Raw genomic sequence first — 15,341 nt, forward strand, 5'->3', positions numbered from 1 at the left:
GCGGGGTGCGGTCGTGGTGCGGGAGCACGCTGCCCGCCCGGCTTTCCCGCCGCGGCACGAATCGACACGATTTCGGCATCCCGCTGTGCTCTGCGGCGAGGAGGCGTGAAAGAGTGCCCATTCTGCCGAAGGGCTCTGCCGGGGGGCTGGGTGGGCGGCCCGGATCGCGTCGCCGGGGGTGTGTCGGTACTGTTGAGCCATGAGCACCGAACCTGTCATCGTGGGCGTCGTCATGGGGTCGGACTCCGACCTCTCCGTGATGAGCGACGCCGTGGCCGTGTTGAACGACTTCGATGTGGCGCACGAAGTTCAGGTGGTCTCGGCTCACCGCACGCCCGAGAAGATGATCGAGTACGGGCGAACGGCCAGGGAGCGCGGCCTTCGCGTGATCATCGCCGGGGCGGGCGGCGCGGCGCATCTGCCCGGTATGCTCGCGGCGGTCACGACGCTGCCCGTCATCGGGGTTCCGGTTCCGCTCGCGCGGCTCGACGGGCTCGACTCCCTGCTGTCGATCGTGCAGATGCCCGCGGGCATCCCCGTCGCGACGGTGTCGATCGGCGGCGCCACAAACGCCGCCCTGCTCGCCGTGTCGATCCTCGCCTCAGCAGACACCACCGGCGGCGCCAACCTCGCGGCCCGCCTCGACGCCTACCGCGAGACCCTCACCGCCTCGGTCGAGCTCAAGAACACCGCTCTCCAGGCCCGTCTCTAGCCCCGCGCCGCCACAGCGGAGACATCCGCTGTGGTTTGTCGCACTCGCGCCTGCGCGCGCACCGGCGAATGCGACAAACAGCAGCGTGACGACAGAGGGAAGGCGCGCGGGCGTCAGAGGTCGGCGTGGAGCTGCCAGACCTTCTCGGCGGAGTCACGCCAGCTGAAGGCGCGGGCGCGGTCGAGGCCCGTGATGCGGAGGCGTGCGGCGAGGGCGTCATCCGTCACCACGCGATCGATCGCCGACGCCAGGCGCGCCGGCAGGCCCGCGGCGTCATCGCGCGGCACGACGATGCTCGCATCGTCGGCCACCTCCATCAGCGCGGGGACGTCGGTGTGGATGACCGGGGTGCCGAAGTGCAGGGCCTCGATGATCGGCAGGCCAAACCCCTCCGCCATGCTCGGGTAGACGAAGACGGTGGCCCGGGAGATCACGAGCGCGAGGTCTTCGTCGCTGACGAAGCCTAGAACGTGCATCCGGTTCTCGGGCAGCCCCGCGGCGGCGGCGGCCGCGAAGACGTCGAGATCGCCCCAGCCCTGCGGGCCCGCGATGACGAGCGGAAGGTCGGGGGCATCGTCACGGGCGAGAGCCTCCATGAGCGAGGACAGGCCCTTGCGCGGCTCGAGCGTACCGACGGCGAGCACATAGGAGCCGGGCAGGCCGAGAGCGGCGGCACGGGCATCCGCATCGACCGGAATCTTCAGCGACGACGACACCGCCCCGCCGATGACCCGCACGCGCTCGCCGAAGTTCACGTAGCGCGCGAGTTCCTGGGCGACGGCGTGGGTCGGAACCACGACGGCGTCGGCGTACCGACGGGCACGCCGCGCCATGGCCTTGTGCCATGCGACACCGTGCGGGGTGAGGGTCTGCGGATGCGTCCACGGCACGACATCGTGGATCGTCACTGCGATCTGGTCGCCGGGCTGGTGCAGCTGATCGTGCTTGGTGAGCGGCGCGAGCAGGGAGGTCGCGTGCACCATGCCATGGCTCTGCGTGGTGAAGAGCCCGTGCTGCCAGGCCGCCGAGAGTTCGCGGCGCCGAAGTGTCGTCTTGCTGACCGACTGGAGTCCAGGCAGTCGCGTCTTCAGCTCGTCGAGCTTCGCCGGCGGCTGGGCCGAGACGATGCCCTCGACGAAGCAGTCGCGGGGGGCCGAGGTGATCATCGCCCGGGTCAGCTCTTCGGTGTAGCGGCCGATTCCGCCGGGAACAGGGCTCAGGATCTGGTCAACGACGACCCGAAGCGTTGCCATGTGTCTCCAAAATCCCCGATTGCGCCGCATCGTGCAGCGCCTCACGCCAGTCGCGCATGGGCTCGATTCCCGCTCGGGACCACGCGTCGTGCCCGAGTACGGAATACGCGGGACGCGGGGCAGGACGAACAAACTGCGCACTGTCTGTCGGCAGAACCCTATCAGGATCGATTCCGTGTTCCGTGAACAGAGCCTGTGTGAAGCCGAACCAGGTCGTCTCACCCGCATTCGTCGCATGGTAGATGCCCGGGGCGGCGGCCGGGCGCGAACCGCCAGCGTCGGCATCGGCGCCAGCACCAGCAGAACCACCGGCGCCAGCACCCCCAGCACCACCGGCACCAGCGGCATCCGCGAGCCGCACCAGCTGCTGGGCGAGGTCGGCGGTCCAGGTGGGCTGGCCGCGCTGGTCATCGACCACGCTCACGGTGTCGCGCCCTGCGATCGCCTTCAGCATGGTCTTGGGGAAGTTCGGCCCGTGCTCGCCGTACAACCAGGCCGTGCGAACGACGTACCCACCCGTCGGATGCTCGGCCAGAACGCGGCGCTCACCCTCGGCCTTTGTGCGGCCGTACGCCGACAGGGGTGCGTAGGGAGTGTCTTCGGCGTACGGCGCCGTCGACGAACCGTCGAACACGTAGTCGGTCGACACGTGGATGATCGTGGCCCCCGCCTCGCGGGCAGCCACCGCTGCATTCCCCGCGCCCGTCGCGTTGACGGCGAAGGCCTCGTCTTCGAAGGATTCGGCGTCATCGACCTTCGTGTAGGCGGCGAGGTTGAAGACCACGTCGTGACCGGCCACCGCGCCCTGAACTGCGGCGAGGTCGGTCACGTCGAGGTCGGCGCGGCCGAGGGCCGTCACGTCGGACCCGCGCTCACGGAGCACCCCGACGAGGTCGTGGCCGAGCATCCCGCCCGCCCCGGTGACGAGGTACCGGGTCACCGAACGGCCCCGGCGACGCGGCAGCGAGCCTGACCCCTCATCGCTCGAGCGCCGCCCGCTCCTTCAGCGGCTCCCACCAGGCGCGGTTGTTGCGGTACCAGGCCACGACATCGCCGAGGCCCTGTTCGAAGGGCACCAGCGGTTCGTAGCCGAGTTCCCGGCCGATCTTCGTGCAGTCCACGGAGTAGCGGAGGTCGTGACCCTTGCGGTCTTCGACGTGTTCGACGTACGACCAGTCTCTGCCGGTGGCGTCGAGCAGCAGGTTCGTCAGTTCGACGTTCGACAGCTCGGTTCCCCCACCGATGTTGTAGATCTCACCGGGGCGCCCGCTTACCAGCACCAGGGCGATGGCACGGGTGTGGTCGTCGACGTGCAGCCAGTCGCGCACGTTCTGGCCGTTGCCGTAGAGCGGCACGTGCGCCCCGTCGATGAGGTTTGTGACGAAGAGCGGGATGACCTTCTCGGGGAAGTGGTACGGGCCGTAGTTGTTCGAGCAGCGCGTGATCGACACGTTCATGCCGTGCGTGCGATGGTAGGAGCGCACGAGCAGGTCGCTGCCGGCTTTCGACGCCGAGTAGGGCGAGTTCGGCTCGAGCTCGTGGTCCTCGCTCCAGGACCCTTCGGGAATGGTTCCGTAGACCTCGTCGGTCGAGACGTGTACGAAGCGCTTCAACCCGCTGCGGAGGCCGGCGTCGAGCAGCTGCTGGGTGCCGAGTACGTTCGTCTCGACGAAGATCGACGCGTTGTCGACCGAGCGGTCGACGTGCGATTCTGCGGCGAAGTGCACGACGGCATCCACCAGCGGAAAGAGGGTGTCGAGCAGCTCGGCGTCGCGGATGTCGCCCTGCACGAAGGTGTAGCGGGGAGAGTCGGCGACAGATGCCAGGTTCTCGAGGTTGCCCGAGTAGGTCAGCGCGTCGAGCACGACGACGTCGGCCCCCTCCAGCCCCGGATAGCTGTCTTGCAGAACACGCCGAACGAAGTTCGAGCCGATGAACCCCGCACCGCCGGTTACCAGTATCTTCACGACGAACAGTTTATGGCAGCGCCCCGCCAGTAGAATTCCAAGGTGCAGATCCGAGAGCTGAGCATCCCCGATTCCTACGAACTCACCCCCGTGCAGCATGCAGACGACCGGGGGCTGTTCTTCGAGTGGTACCGGTTCGACCGGCTCGAGGAGGTCATCGGGCACCCGCTCGCCCTGCGGCAGGCGAACGTGTCGGTGTCGCGCCGGGGGGTGGTTCGCGGCATCCACTTCGCCGACATCCCGCTCGGCCAGGCGAAGTTCGTGACCGCCACGCACGGTTCGGTGCTCGACTACGTGATCGACCTGCGCGTCGGATCGCCGACCTTCGGGCGGTGGGATGCCGTGCTGCTCGATTCTGAACACCACCGTTCGGTCTACATCGCCGAGGGGTTGGGGCACGCCTTCGTCGCGCTGACCGACGACGCCACGGTCAGCTACCTCGTCACCGACACCTTCAACGCCACCCGGGAGCACGCGATCAACCCGCTCGACCCCGACATCGCCCTGGCGTTCCCGCCCGAGGCCGGCGAGCTCGTGCTGTCGCCCAAAGACACGGGCGCACCCTCGCTCGCCGAGGCGGCGTCGTCGGGGCTGCTGACCTCGTACGACGACGCGCGCGCACACTACGCGTCGCTGACGGATGCTGCGGTGGCAGCCCGTGCGGCCGTGACGAGCCCCGACACCGAGGTGGCCTGACATGCGCGGCGTCATTCTCGCCGGCGGCTCCGGAACCAGGCTCTGGCCGATCACCCGAGGCATCAGCAAGCAGCTCATGCCGATCTACGACAAGCCGATGATCTACTACCCCCTCTCGACGCTGATGCTGGCGGGTATCCGCGAGATCCTCATCATCACGACACCGGAGTACTCCGACCAGTTCCGGTCGCTGCTGGGCGACGGCAGTGAGCTCGGCATCCGCCTCGAGTACGCCGTGCAGTCCTCGCCCGACGGGCTCGCGCAGGCCTTTCTCATCGGTGAGGAGTTCATCGGCGACGAGAGCGTGGCGCTCGTGCTCGGCGACAACATCTTCTACGGGCAGGGTTTCGGCGAGTCGATGCGCGAACACACCGACGTCGACGGTGCGCTCATCTTCGCGGCGCATGTGTCCAACCCGCAGGCGTACGGCGTGGTGGAGTTCGACTCCTCGAACGTCGCAGTGTCGATCGAGGAGAAGCCCGAGCATCCGAAGTCGAGTTTCGCGGTGCCGGGGCTGTACTTCTACGACAACTCCATCGTCGAGATCGCCCGGGGGATCACCCCGAGCGCCCGGGGCGAACTCGAGATCACGACGGTGAACGAGCACTACCTCGCCGCCGGAGCGCTGCGCGTGCAGGTGCTCGACCGGGGAACGGCCTGGCTCGACACCGGAACCTTCGAGTCGATGCTGCAGGCGACGGAGTTCGTGCGGGTGGTCGAAGACCGCCAGGGCTACAAGATCGGCTGCATCGAAGAGGTGGCGTGGAGCGAGGGGTGGATCACCGACGCCGACCTCGAGCGCCTCGCCGGTCCGCTGCTGAAGAGCGGCTACGGGCGTTACCTGCTGGGGCTGCTCGACCGCTAGCGCTGCACCGTCGCGTTTTGCGCAAAAGCACCCGAACCGGAGGTTGTGGGTGCTTTTGCGCAAAACACGACCGTCCTGTGCGCAGCCTGCGGGCGCACGACGGCCGCGAGCGCGCGGCGCAGGTGGCGGGGCGGGGGCCTACGGCATCGAGACGGGGGGCTGCTTGCGCGAACCCTCCTTGAGGCGGATCTTCAGCAGGATCCACAGCGCTTCGACGCCGTCCCACGCCGTGATCTTCTTGCCCTCGGCGCGGGTGCGTGCCTTGTACGAGATCGCGACCTCGTAGGGGCGGTAGCCGCGGGCGAGGAGCTTGCCGGTGATCTCGGCCTCCATGCCGAAGCCGTTCGACGTGATGGAGAGCGAGCGGTAGAGCGAGGTGGGCATGAGCTTGTAGCAGGTCTCGACGTCGCTGACATAGGCGTTGAACATGATGTTCGTGAAGAGATTCACGCCGCGGTTGCCGATGACGTACCAGTACGAGTACGAGGTGTGGCTGCCGAAGGTGCGGGTGCCGTAGACGATCTTGGCGTCGCCGTCGAGGATGGGCTGCAGCAGCCCGGGGATCTCCGACGGGCGGTACTCTTCGTCGGCGTCGCAGATGATGAGGTACTCACCCGTCGCCAGGGTCGCGGCCTTGCGGATCGCAGCGCCCTTGCCCTGGTTCTTGGGCTGGTGGAAGACGGTGACCCGGTCATCCTGCAGCCCGTCGAGAATGGCCGCCGTGTCGTCGACGCTGCCGTCGTTGACGATCACGAACTCCACCTCGACCTCGGGCTGCCAGGAGATGGCGAGCACCTTGTCGAGCACTTTCTGGAGCGTCGCCTGTTCGTTGTAGACGGGCATGAGAACGGAGAGTTTCACGGTCACCTTTCGGCCGCACCTTGCGGGGGTTCTGTCGAGGGGTAAAGGGATGGGGGAGCTAGGACGAATGGGTTCGGAACCAGTCGATGGTCTTGGCGAGGCCCTCTTCGACGCCGACCTTCGGAACCCAGCCGAGACGCTCGGTGGCTTTGGTGATGTCGGGCTGGCGGCGCTCGGGGTCGTCGACCGGGCGCGGGTGCAGCTCGATGGTGGAGGTGGAGTTGCTCAGCCGGATGACCGCCTCGGCGATCTCGAGCAGGGTCTGTTCGTGCGGGTTGCCGATGTTGATGGGACCGGGCTCATCGCTCGCGGCCATCTTCAGGATGCCGGCGACCTGGTCGTCGATGTAGCAGAGCGAGCGGGTCTGGCTGCCGTCGCCGTGCAGCGGGATCGGTGCATTGACGAGCGCTGCCTTCGCGAAGGCGGGGATGGCGCGGCCGTCGTCGAGGTCCATGCGGGGGCCGTAGGTGTTGAACAGGCGCACGACGCCGGTGTTCGTCTCGAAGTAGCGACGGTAGGCGAAGGTGATTGCTTCGGCGTAGCGCTTGGCCTCGTCGTAGACGCTCCGCGGGCCCGTCGAGCTGACGTTGCCCCAGTACTCCTCGACCTGCGGATGCACGTGGGGGTCTCCGTACACCTCAGACGTCGAGGCGACGATGAAACGCGCACCGTCGCGGCGGGCGACGTTCAGAAGGGCCTCCGTCACGTTCGAGCCGGCGTGCAGTGTCTCGATCGGGTGGGCGAGGTAGCGCGGGGGAGAGGCGGGGCTCGCGAAGTGCAGCACCAGGTCGAATGTCTCGTCGATCGTCTCAGCGGTCTCGGCGTCGATCTCGAGCAGCGTGAAGTTCTCGTTCGCCAGCAGGTGCTCGACGTTCGAACGATTGCCGGTGATGTAGTTGTCGACCGCGATGACCCGGTAGCCGTCGTCGAGGAGTCGTTCGCTGAGGTGGGAGCCGACGAATCCGGCGCCCCCGGCCACTAGAGCGGTTTTTGCCATGCTGACAACGATCTCCTCTTTCACTTGGCCCGAGCGAGCACAGAGCGCGTAAAGACTACCATCCTGCGCTCTCCGAGCCCGTGGCGGGGGCGGCACGGGCGCCCCCCACTAGGAGTGGCACCGACCCCGCCCGCGCCTAGTTATGAGGTATGCTCGAAGAATGGAGCAGCAGTGAGAGGCTTTGCGAACCCGAAGTTCGTCGTCGGAGAGCTCCTCGCCGCCATGCTCACGGCGGTGTTCTCGCTCGGCGTCGCGCTGGCCGCCCTCCGGGTGAGCCCGACGAGCCTTGGCCTGCGCTGGAAGACCGGGGGTGCCGACCAGGTCTTGCACTACGAGATCTTCGCAAGTGCCGAGCACACCTTCCCGTTCCTTCCGAACGACCGACTCGGTTTTCCCGAAGCACAGAACCTCTTCTTCGCTCCGTTGTTCGACCTCTGGTCGGCCGTCGTGGTCTGGGGCACGGCCGCAGTCGTCCCCGACGGGTTCTGGGCGCTCAACCTCTACAACCTCGGCAGCTTCCTCAGCGTGGGGCTCACGTCGTACGTCTTCTTTCGCGCTTTGAAGCTCCGCCGAATCACCGCGGTGGTCTTCGGGGTGCTGTTCGCCACCGTGCCCTTTCACTTCGCCCAACTCACGATGGGGCATCCGTTCCTCTCGAACTACTGGGCGGTACCCCTGATAGGGATCCTCGCCCTGATGACGGCGGGTGAGCCCACCGATCCCTTCGCGGGCTGGGTGGGCCGGGCATCCTCGGCGCGCCTGCGGCTGGCGCGTCGCCTCGTTCCGATCGTGGTGCTCGCACCCGCGGTGGCCTTCACCCAGTCGTACTACTTCGTCTTCGCCGTGCTGATCGTGGGCGGGGTATGGGTGGTGCGCGTCATCGCCGCGGGCCTGAGACGCGACAGGGTGCGGGAGCTGGCGTGGCCGACCGTGACGATGGGCGCGCTGGTCGTGCTGGTCGGCGCAGAACTCGCGGTGCTCTCGCTCAACCTGGGTGACCGGTACGAGAAGTACTTCGGCAGCCGCTCTTTCGCCGAATCGGAGGCCTATGGCGGAAAGATGATCGATCTTCTGCTGCCCTCGCGGCTGAGCGGCATCGCGCCGCTCGCACATCGGGCTGAGTTCTACCAGGCGACGACGGGCATCCTCCGCACCTCGGAGAGCGCCTTCACAGCCGTCGTCGCAGCGGTCGCCATCGTGCTGTGCTTCAGTCTGCTGCTGGTACGGCTGACGGGAGCCTCGAACAGCGTGCTGTCGGATCCCCGGATCGGTGTTCTACTCGCCGGTTTCCTCATCGCCTTCCTCTTCTTCATCACCTCGGGCCTCGGAACGGTTCTCGCCTTCTTCGTCAGCCCGGAGATCAGAGGGTGGTCGCGAATGTCGATCGTGGTGAGCATGTTCGCGCTCGGCGTGCTCGCCACAGTTCTCGAGCGGCTGCTTCGACGTCGCCGCCTCTTCCTCGGCGCGCTGCTGACCATCTCGGCGGTGGCGATACTCGACCAGGTTCCCCGGGTGGCTTCGGTCGTACCCATCGATGCGGTGACCGATGTGGCTCTGCGACAGTTCACGTCGAACCTCGAGGCGCATGCGGCCGCCGACTGCGGCATCGTGGTGCTGCCCCTCAAAGGTTTTCCCGAGACCGGGCCGATCGGCGGGATGGGCGACTACGACGAGGCACTTCCCTACATCGCCGGCGGATCGGGCGGTGACCTGCGCTGGAGCTACGGAGCTGTCGACGGCACCCACAGCGGCGACTTCTGGCAGGGTGTCTCGACACCGACGGAGTTCGCATCGGCACTGGGCGGCACGGATGCCTGCTCGATCGTGGTCGACACTGCGGCGTATGCGCCGGGGCCACCCGGTGCTGCCGCACCCGCGCCGTGGCAGCCGTGGATCGAAGCGGCCGGGCAAGACCCCGACCATCCCTCTCTGACGTCGGACGACAGGTACCTCGTCTTCGACCTTTCCACCTGATCGCACTCCGGCGAACGACCACCGATCTGTGGGCAGGGGCATTCCACAACTCACCGGGCGGGCGAACCGGTCGGGGGCCGCCCGCCCCTTAGGCTCGCTCGGAGTTGTCGGTGCTGTGCCCCGTTCGGGGCAGAGCGAGTGGAAGGCCTCCGAAGATGAACCCCCAGCGCAGAACGTGGTGGATCTGGGTGCTCGGCGGCGTGCTGCTGGTCATCCTGCTGGCCGGAGCCGCGTGGCTGCTGCTCGGCCCCGGTCTAAAGAACACTGCGGGCCCGGCGACGGCCCCCCCGACAGCGTCTGCGACCCCCACGAAGACCCAGACCGCGACGCCGACGCCGACCGCCTCGCCGAGGCCGACCTTGACCCCCACTGCGACGCCCACGCCCACGCCGACCCCCACGCCGACCCCGGCCCCGGCCCCGACCACGCCGCCAGCCCCTCCGGTCGCCTCGGTCACCCCCTTCATCGTGAGTGCCGGTTGGGATGCCGCGGCCGGTGCCATCTCGGTGAGCGCCAACGTTCCCGGCATCACCGAGACAGACGGCACCTGCACCATCACCGCGAGCATGGGAGACCTGACCATCAGCGATTCGTACCAGGCCAGTGCTTCGGCGGCCAGTACCGACTGCGGTACCAACTCCCTCGCCTGGCTCGAGTTCACGACCGGCACCTGGAACGTCGTCGTGGACTACTCGTCCCCGACGTCTGTGGGCTCCTCGAATGCCTTTCCGGTGGTGATCCCGTGAGCATCCGCAGACTGGCGGCCGCAGCCCTCGCCCTCACCCTCACGGTGACGGGCCTCACCGTGGCCCAGACGGCGACGGCACCACAGGCGAGCGCGCTCAGCGGCTCGTCGTTCGACGCCGGCAACATCATCAGCGACGCCGCGTTCTTCGACTCCTCGACCATGGGAACGTCAGACGTGCAGTCGTTCCTCGACTCGCACGGTTCGTCGTGCCGGGGCACCGCGGCGCTGCCCTGCCTGAAGGACTTCTCGCAGGTCACCCCCACCCGCGCGGCGACGAGGTACTGCCAGACCTACACCGGCGGAGCCGGCCAGACCGCCGCCAAGATCATCGTCGACGTCGGAGTCGCGTGCGGCATCAACCCGCAGGTGCTGCTCGTCATGCTCCAGAAGGAACAGGGGCTGGTGGATGCGTCGTCGACGACCGCTTACATGTACCGTTCCGCGCTGGGTTACGGCTGCCCCGACACCGCCGCCTGCGATTCGACCTATTACGGCTTCTTCAACCAGGTCTACGCCGCCTCCGCCCAGTTCCAGAGCTACACAAAGAACAGTTCGTCGTGGAGTTACCAGCCCGGCCGGTTCAACAACATCCTCTACAACCCGAACGCCTCCTGCGGTTCGAGCCCCGTCTTCATCCAGAACCAGGCCACGGCCAACCTGTACATCTACACGCCGTACCAGCCCAATGCCGCTGCCCTGGCGAATCTCGGTGGGCAGGGCGACGGATGTTCGGCCTACGGCAACCGCAATTTCTGGGTCTACTACAACACCTGGTTCGGCGATCCGCTCGCGGGAGGGCTGCGCAACGCCTCGTTCGAGGGCGGCGACGCCTACTGGGGCGAAGGCAACGGGTTCGTGAACCACGTGGCCTACCGCGACCCGGGTGTGGCCAAGAGCGGTTCGTGGTACTTCGCCACGAACACCCCGGTCGCCGGCCGCTCGATCTCGCAGGATGTTGCCCAGACGACGAAGGTCGGCGACCAGCTCTCCGCCTCGGTCTGGGTGCGCTCCGAGAGCGGCAGACCCTTCGTCGGCAGTCTCGCCGTGTGGGGGCTCGGCGGCATCACCGAGCAGGCCGCCACCCCGTTCACCGCGAACGGCACGTGGCAGCAGATCAGTGTGACGCTTCCGCTGCGGGCATCCGCACACGACAGCGTGCGGTTGGAGCTCTACGAGCTCTCGACCGACGGCACCCTCTTCGTCGACGCGGCGAGCCTCCGGTTCGGCCAGGCACCGCCCCTGCAGAACCAGCTCGTCGTGCCCTCGTTCGAAGGCGCCCTCGGCCCCTGGGGTCCGGGCAACGGGTTCGTCAACCGCACGGTCTACAACAACGCGCAGAACGCGCACTCCGGCAGCTGGTACGCAGCGATGAACACGGATGTCGCGGGGCGCTCCCTCGCCCAGGTGATCGATGTGACACCGGCGGCGGGCGACGAGTACTCCCTCTCGATCTGGCTCCGAACGGAAGACCCCGATCCCTCGCGCAAGATGTCGGGTCGCCTCGTGCTGTGGGGCCTCGGCGGCGCCACGCCGGTGCAGAACGGCACGAATTTCACGGTCGGCGCAACCTGGACGAAGGTGACGGTGACCACCGATATGACCCAGAGCGGCATCACCCAGCTCAAACCCGAGATCTACATGACGTCGACCAGCAATACGCTGTGGGCCGACGACGGATCGCTTGGTAAGAACATCCTGCAGTCCGGGTCGTTCGAGGGCGGCACCTTCGCCGGCTGGGGTGCGGGCAACGGCACCATCAACCAGGCCGTGTACGACTCACGCACGGCCGGGGTGCAGGCGCACGACGGTAACTTCTTCGCCGCCACGAACACGAAGGTCGCGGGCAATTCCCTCGCCCAGACCCTCGTCGTGACGACCGTGGTGGGCGACGTCTACAGCGCGAGCGTGTGGGTGCGATCTTCCGACCCGTCAGCCAAGTTCACGGGCGTTCTCGCGCTCTGGGCGCTCGGCGGCCAGACCGAGAGTTCCCAAAAGGCCTTCACGGTGGGCAGCACCTGGACGAAGGTCGGAGTCGATCTGCCAATCACTCGCGCGGGTCATTCCTCGGTGAAGTTCGAACTCTACGAGCAGACAACCGAACCCGTTACGCTGTATGTCGATGAGGCCCAGGTCTTCTAGGCCCGAGAGAGACGCACACACTGAAGATGCTGAACATCGTCATTCCCATGGCCGGAGCGGGAAGCAGGTTCGCTGCGGCGGGCTTCGTCGATCCCAAGCCGCTGATCCGCGTGCGCGGGGTCGAGATGATCCGCGTCGTCATAGACAACCTGGCCCCGTCGTCCGAGCACAGGTTCATCTTCATCTGCCAGCGCGAGCACGTCGCCGCCTATGATCTCGAGGCCAAGCTCACCGCCTGGGCCCCCGGCTCGGTCGTGCTGAGCGTCGACGGTCTGACCGCGGGTGCCGCAGCCACCGTGCTCGTCGCCCGTGAGCTCATCGACACCGACGACCAGCTGATGATCGCGAACAGCGACCAGTACGTGACGGTCGACATCGACGCCTACCTGGCGAAGATCGACGAGGAACACCTCGACGGGCTCATCATGACGATGACGGCGGATGATCCCAAGTGGTCGTTCGTCGGGCTGGGCGAGGGCGGGCAGGTCACCAGCGTGGTCGAGAAGGTAGTCATCTCCGACGAGGCCACCGTGGGCATCTACAACTTCGCCCGCGGGTCGGACTTCGTACGCGCCGCGCAAGCGATGATCGAGCGCGACGAGCGGTCGAAGGGCGAGTTCTACGTCGCCCCCGCGTACAACGACCTGATTGCCGAGGGCGCCCGCATCGGTATCGACAACATCGGCTCCGAGGCCGATGGTATGTACGGACTCGGCATCCCCGCCGACCTCGAGCTGTTCGAGAGCCTGCCCGTGAGCGACGCGATCCTGCTGAAGACGCATGCGGGTTCTTAGTCACCGCGGTCACTGGCTCGAACAGGGGGAGAAGAACACCCTCGCCGCGTTCGAGCGATCCTTCGCCGGCGGTTTCGGCACCGAGACCGACCTCCGCGATGTGCTGGGCTCGATCGTCATCTCGCACGACATGCCCTCGGGTGCAGAGATGACCGCGGCGGAGTTCCTCGCTCTCGAGGGTGCTGCCGCGCTGCCGCTCGCCCTGAACATCAAGGCCGACGGGCAGGCCGTGGCCGTTCGCGACCTGATCGAGAAGGCCGGCGCCTCCCAGGCCTTCGTGTTCGACATGGCTGTGCCCGACACCCTGGCCTACTTCGCGGCGGGCGTACCGGTGTACACCCGCATGTCGGAGGTCGAGCAGCAGCCGGCCTGGCTCTCCCGTTCGGCGGGCGTCTGGCTCGACGCCTTCGAGGGCACCTGGTACGACCGTGACCTGGTCGAGAAGCTGCTCGACTCCGTCTCGGTGTGCGTCGTGTCGCCAGAACTGCACGGGCGCCCGCACCCCGAGACGTGGGAGCTGCTGGCGCCCCTGGCCGGGCATCCGCAGCTCTCGATCTGCACCGACCTGCCGCTTCATGCGGCGACCTTTTTTGGAGTGAACCCGTGAGTGAGATCAAGGCCGTCGTCTTCGACATGGACGGCGTACTCGTCGACGCCAAGGAGTGGCACTACGAGGCGCTGAACCTCGCCCTCGGGCTGTTCGGCTACACCATCCAGCGCACCGAGCACGTCGAGACCTTCGACGGCCTGCCCACCAAGCGCAAGCTCGAGATCCTCACCGCAGAGCGCGGGCTGCCCGCGGGCCTTCACCGTTTCATCAACGAGATGAAGCAGTCGTACACGATGGAGATGATCCACACCCGGTGTCGGCCGACCTTCGCCCACCAGTTCGCTCTGGCGCACCTCAAGCGCGAGGGCATGCTGATCGGCGTCGCATCGAACTCGATCCGCGAGAGCGTCGAGCTGATGATGCAGAAGACTGCCCTGTCGCAGTACCTCGACGTGCTGCTCGGAGCCACCGATGTGAAGCTGCCGAAGCCCGACCCCGACATCTACCTCGAGGCGGTAAGCCGGCTCGGCCTCACGTCGGCGGAGGTGCTCGTCGTCGAAGACAACCAGAACGGTATCGCTGCTGCGAAGGCTGCGGGATGCCACGTGCTCGAGGTCGAGGACACCCACGAGGTGAACCTCGAGAACATCCACAAGCGCATTGCAGAGATCGAAGCCGGGATCGAGACCGAGGGAGTGCACGCATGAAGGTCCTGATCCTCGCCGCCGGGCGGCGCGACCCGAACGTCACCGACTCCTACCCTGTCTGGCTCGCCGAGTTCGGCAGGCAGCCCCTGATCGAGAGCCTGCTCGAGCGCATGAAGTCGCTCGGCAACCCCTCCCTGCACGTCGCTCTGCGCTCGAGCGAACTGAGCAAGTTCCACCTCGACAACATCATCAGGCTGATCGACAACGAGGCCAAGATCATCCGGGTCGAGAACGACACGTTCGGCGCGACCTGCACCGCGCTGCTGGCGATCGACCACATCGACGGCGACGAAGAGCTGCTCATCGTGAACGGCGACGAGCTGGTCGACGTTCCGCTCGGTCCGGTGCTCGACGGGTTCCGCGCCGCGGGCTACGCGGCGGGTACGCTCACCTTTCCGTCGGTGCATCCGCGGTATTCCTACGTGCGTCTCGACAGCGACGGAATGGTCATCGAGGCCGCCGAGAAGCGTCCGATCAGCCGCCACGCGACCGCGGGCGTCTACTGGTTCGAGCACGGCAGCGACTTCGTGGCCGCGGCGAAGAACCAGATCCGCAATCGCGATGCGGTCGAGGGCCTGTACTACATCTGCCCCTCGCTGAACGATCTGATCCTGCGCGGACTGCCGGTCGGGTCGTTCGCGTTCGCAGCGCGCGACTACCACCCGCTGAAGACCGAACGCCAGGTCGACAGCTACAGCAACTCACTCGAGAGGCCGGCAGGCGAATGAAGCACTCACGTTTGGAAGACATGACCGGCGGATGGTTCGTCGGCGGGTTCACGCCCACCGCGCTGTCGACCCAGAACGCCGAGGTCGCGGTGAAGTCGTACACGGCCGGAACCTACGAGGCCAAGCACCTGCACAGGGTGGCGACCGAGGTGACCCTCGTGCTGTCGGGGCGGGTGCGGATGGCCGGGGCGGAGTTCGGCGCGGGCGACATCATCGTGCTGGAGCCCGGGGAGGCGACCGACTTCGAAGCGCTGACGGATGCGGTGAACGTCGTGGTGAAGACGCCGGGGGCGCTCGGGGACAAGTACCTGGTCTGAGCAGAAGCCCGGCGCCACGGCCCGGCATCGGCT

General features: G+C 67.1%; 16 protein-coding genes. 11 read left to right on the forward strand and 5 right to left on the reverse strand.

Going from position 1 to position 15,341, the window contains the following annotated elements; genetic code table 11:
• Positions 1-199 precede the first annotated feature (199 nt).
• A complete protein-coding gene (gene purE, locus B7R24_RS03125; RefSeq protein WP_116417525.1) occupies positions 200-712 on the forward strand; it encodes a 5-(carboxyamino)imidazole ribonucleotide mutase in 513 nt (170 codons plus the stop codon).
• A 113-nt stretch (positions 713-825) separates the two neighbouring features.
• On the opposite strand, the gene B7R24_RS03130 is transcribed toward purE, so the two are convergent.
• The 3 genes from B7R24_RS03130 to rfbB are packed head-to-tail and all read right to left on the reverse strand — an operon-like array spanning position 826 to position 3,932.
• Positions 826-1,965 carry a glycosyltransferase family 4 protein gene (locus B7R24_RS03130; protein ID WP_116417526.1) on the reverse strand — a complete coding sequence of 380 codons (1,140 nt, stop codon included), beginning with the start codon at positions 1,963-1,965 and terminating at the stop codon, positions 826-828.
• Positions 1,940-2,905, reverse strand: coding sequence for a dTDP-4-dehydrorhamnose reductase (rfbD, locus tag B7R24_RS03135; protein WP_116417527.1), 966 nt, complete (start codon positions 2,903-2,905; stop codon positions 1,940-1,942). The genes B7R24_RS03130 and rfbD overlap by 26 nt, the downstream gene beginning before the upstream one ends.
• Positions 2,906-2,942: 37 nt before the next feature.
• Complete coding sequence (rfbB, locus tag B7R24_RS03140; protein WP_116417528.1) at positions 2,943-3,932, reverse strand: dTDP-glucose 4,6-dehydratase; 990 nt, start codon at positions 3,930-3,932, stop codon at positions 2,943-2,945.
• 42 nt (positions 3,933-3,974) lie between these two features.
• On the opposite strand from rfbB, the gene B7R24_RS03145 reads away from it, so the two are divergent.
• Together B7R24_RS03145 and rfbA are read left to right on the forward strand one after the other, a co-directional pair.
• Entirely contained in the window at positions 3,975-4,628 is a 654-nt protein-coding gene (locus B7R24_RS03145; RefSeq protein WP_116417529.1) for a dTDP-4-dehydrorhamnose 3,5-epimerase family protein, read from the forward strand.
• 1 nt (position 4,629) lies between these two features.
• Entirely contained in the window at positions 4,630-5,493 is an 864-nt protein-coding gene (rfbA, locus tag B7R24_RS03150; RefSeq protein ID WP_116417530.1) for a glucose-1-phosphate thymidylyltransferase RfbA, read from the forward strand.
• A gap of 138 nt (positions 5,494-5,631) precedes the next feature.
• Here the strand turns inward: rfbA and B7R24_RS03155 are convergent, their stop codons facing one another.
• Together B7R24_RS03155 and B7R24_RS03160 are read right to left on the reverse strand one after the other, a co-directional pair.
• Positions 5,632-6,354: a glycosyltransferase family 2 protein gene (locus B7R24_RS03155; RefSeq protein ID WP_116417732.1), complete on the reverse strand. Its 723-nt coding sequence runs from the start codon at positions 6,352-6,354 to the stop codon at positions 5,632-5,634.
• A 58-nt stretch (positions 6,355-6,412) separates the two neighbouring features.
• Positions 6,413-7,351 carry an NAD-dependent epimerase/dehydratase family protein gene (locus B7R24_RS03160; RefSeq protein ID WP_116417531.1) on the reverse strand — a complete coding sequence of 313 codons (939 nt, stop codon included), beginning with the start codon at positions 7,349-7,351 and terminating at the stop codon, positions 6,413-6,415.
• 171 nt (positions 7,352-7,522) lie between these two features.
• On the opposite strand from B7R24_RS03160, the gene B7R24_RS03165 reads away from it, so the two are divergent.
• The 8 genes from B7R24_RS03165 (at position 7,523) to B7R24_RS03200 (ending at position 15,308) form a co-directional block, all read left to right on the forward strand.
• Positions 7,523-9,325 carry a hypothetical protein gene (locus tag B7R24_RS03165; RefSeq protein ID WP_116417532.1) on the forward strand — a complete coding sequence of 601 codons (1,803 nt, stop codon included), beginning with the start codon at positions 7,523-7,525 and terminating at the stop codon, positions 9,323-9,325.
• A gap of 155 nt (positions 9,326-9,480) precedes the next feature.
• Positions 9,481-10,071 carry a hypothetical protein gene (locus B7R24_RS03170; protein WP_116422246.1) on the forward strand — a complete coding sequence of 197 codons (591 nt, stop codon included), beginning with the start codon at positions 9,481-9,483 and terminating at the stop codon, positions 10,069-10,071.
• The gene (locus B7R24_RS03175) at positions 10,068-12,212 is read left to right on the forward strand and encodes a carbohydrate binding domain-containing protein (RefSeq protein WP_116417534.1); all 2,145 of its coding nucleotides are present in this window, start codon (positions 10,068-10,070) and stop codon (positions 12,210-12,212) included. The genes B7R24_RS03170 and B7R24_RS03175 overlap by 4 nt, the downstream gene beginning before the upstream one ends.
• Before the next feature lie 26 nt (positions 12,213-12,238).
• Positions 12,239-13,006 (forward strand): glycosyltransferase family 2 protein, encoded by a 768-nt coding sequence (locus B7R24_RS03180; protein ID WP_116417535.1) that lies wholly within the window; start codon positions 12,239-12,241, stop codon positions 13,004-13,006.
• Complete coding sequence (locus tag B7R24_RS03185) at positions 12,993-13,613, forward strand: phosphodiesterase (protein WP_116417536.1); 621 nt, start codon at positions 12,993-12,995, stop codon at positions 13,611-13,613. Before B7R24_RS03180 ends, B7R24_RS03185 begins: the two co-directional genes overlap by 14 nt.
• Positions 13,610-14,263: an HAD family hydrolase gene (locus B7R24_RS03190; protein WP_116417537.1), complete on the forward strand. Its 654-nt coding sequence runs from the start codon at positions 13,610-13,612 to the stop codon at positions 14,261-14,263. The genes B7R24_RS03185 and B7R24_RS03190 overlap by 4 nt, the downstream gene beginning before the upstream one ends.
• On the forward strand, positions 14,260-14,991 hold the full coding sequence (locus B7R24_RS03195) for a glycosyltransferase family 2 protein (protein ID WP_172582685.1): 732 nt from the start codon (positions 14,260-14,262) through the stop codon (positions 14,989-14,991). The genes B7R24_RS03190 and B7R24_RS03195 overlap by 4 nt, the downstream gene beginning before the upstream one ends.
• Positions 14,988-15,308 carry a hypothetical protein gene (locus B7R24_RS03200; protein WP_116417539.1) on the forward strand — a complete coding sequence of 107 codons (321 nt, stop codon included), beginning with the start codon at positions 14,988-14,990 and terminating at the stop codon, positions 15,306-15,308. The genes B7R24_RS03195 and B7R24_RS03200 overlap by 4 nt, the downstream gene beginning before the upstream one ends.
• Positions 15,309-15,341 lie beyond the last annotated feature (33 nt).

It is taken from the genome of Subtercola boreus (genome assembly GCF_003399645.1).
Taxonomy (GTDB): Bacteria; Actinomycetota; Actinomycetes; order Actinomycetales; family Microbacteriaceae; genus Subtercola; species Subtercola boreus_A.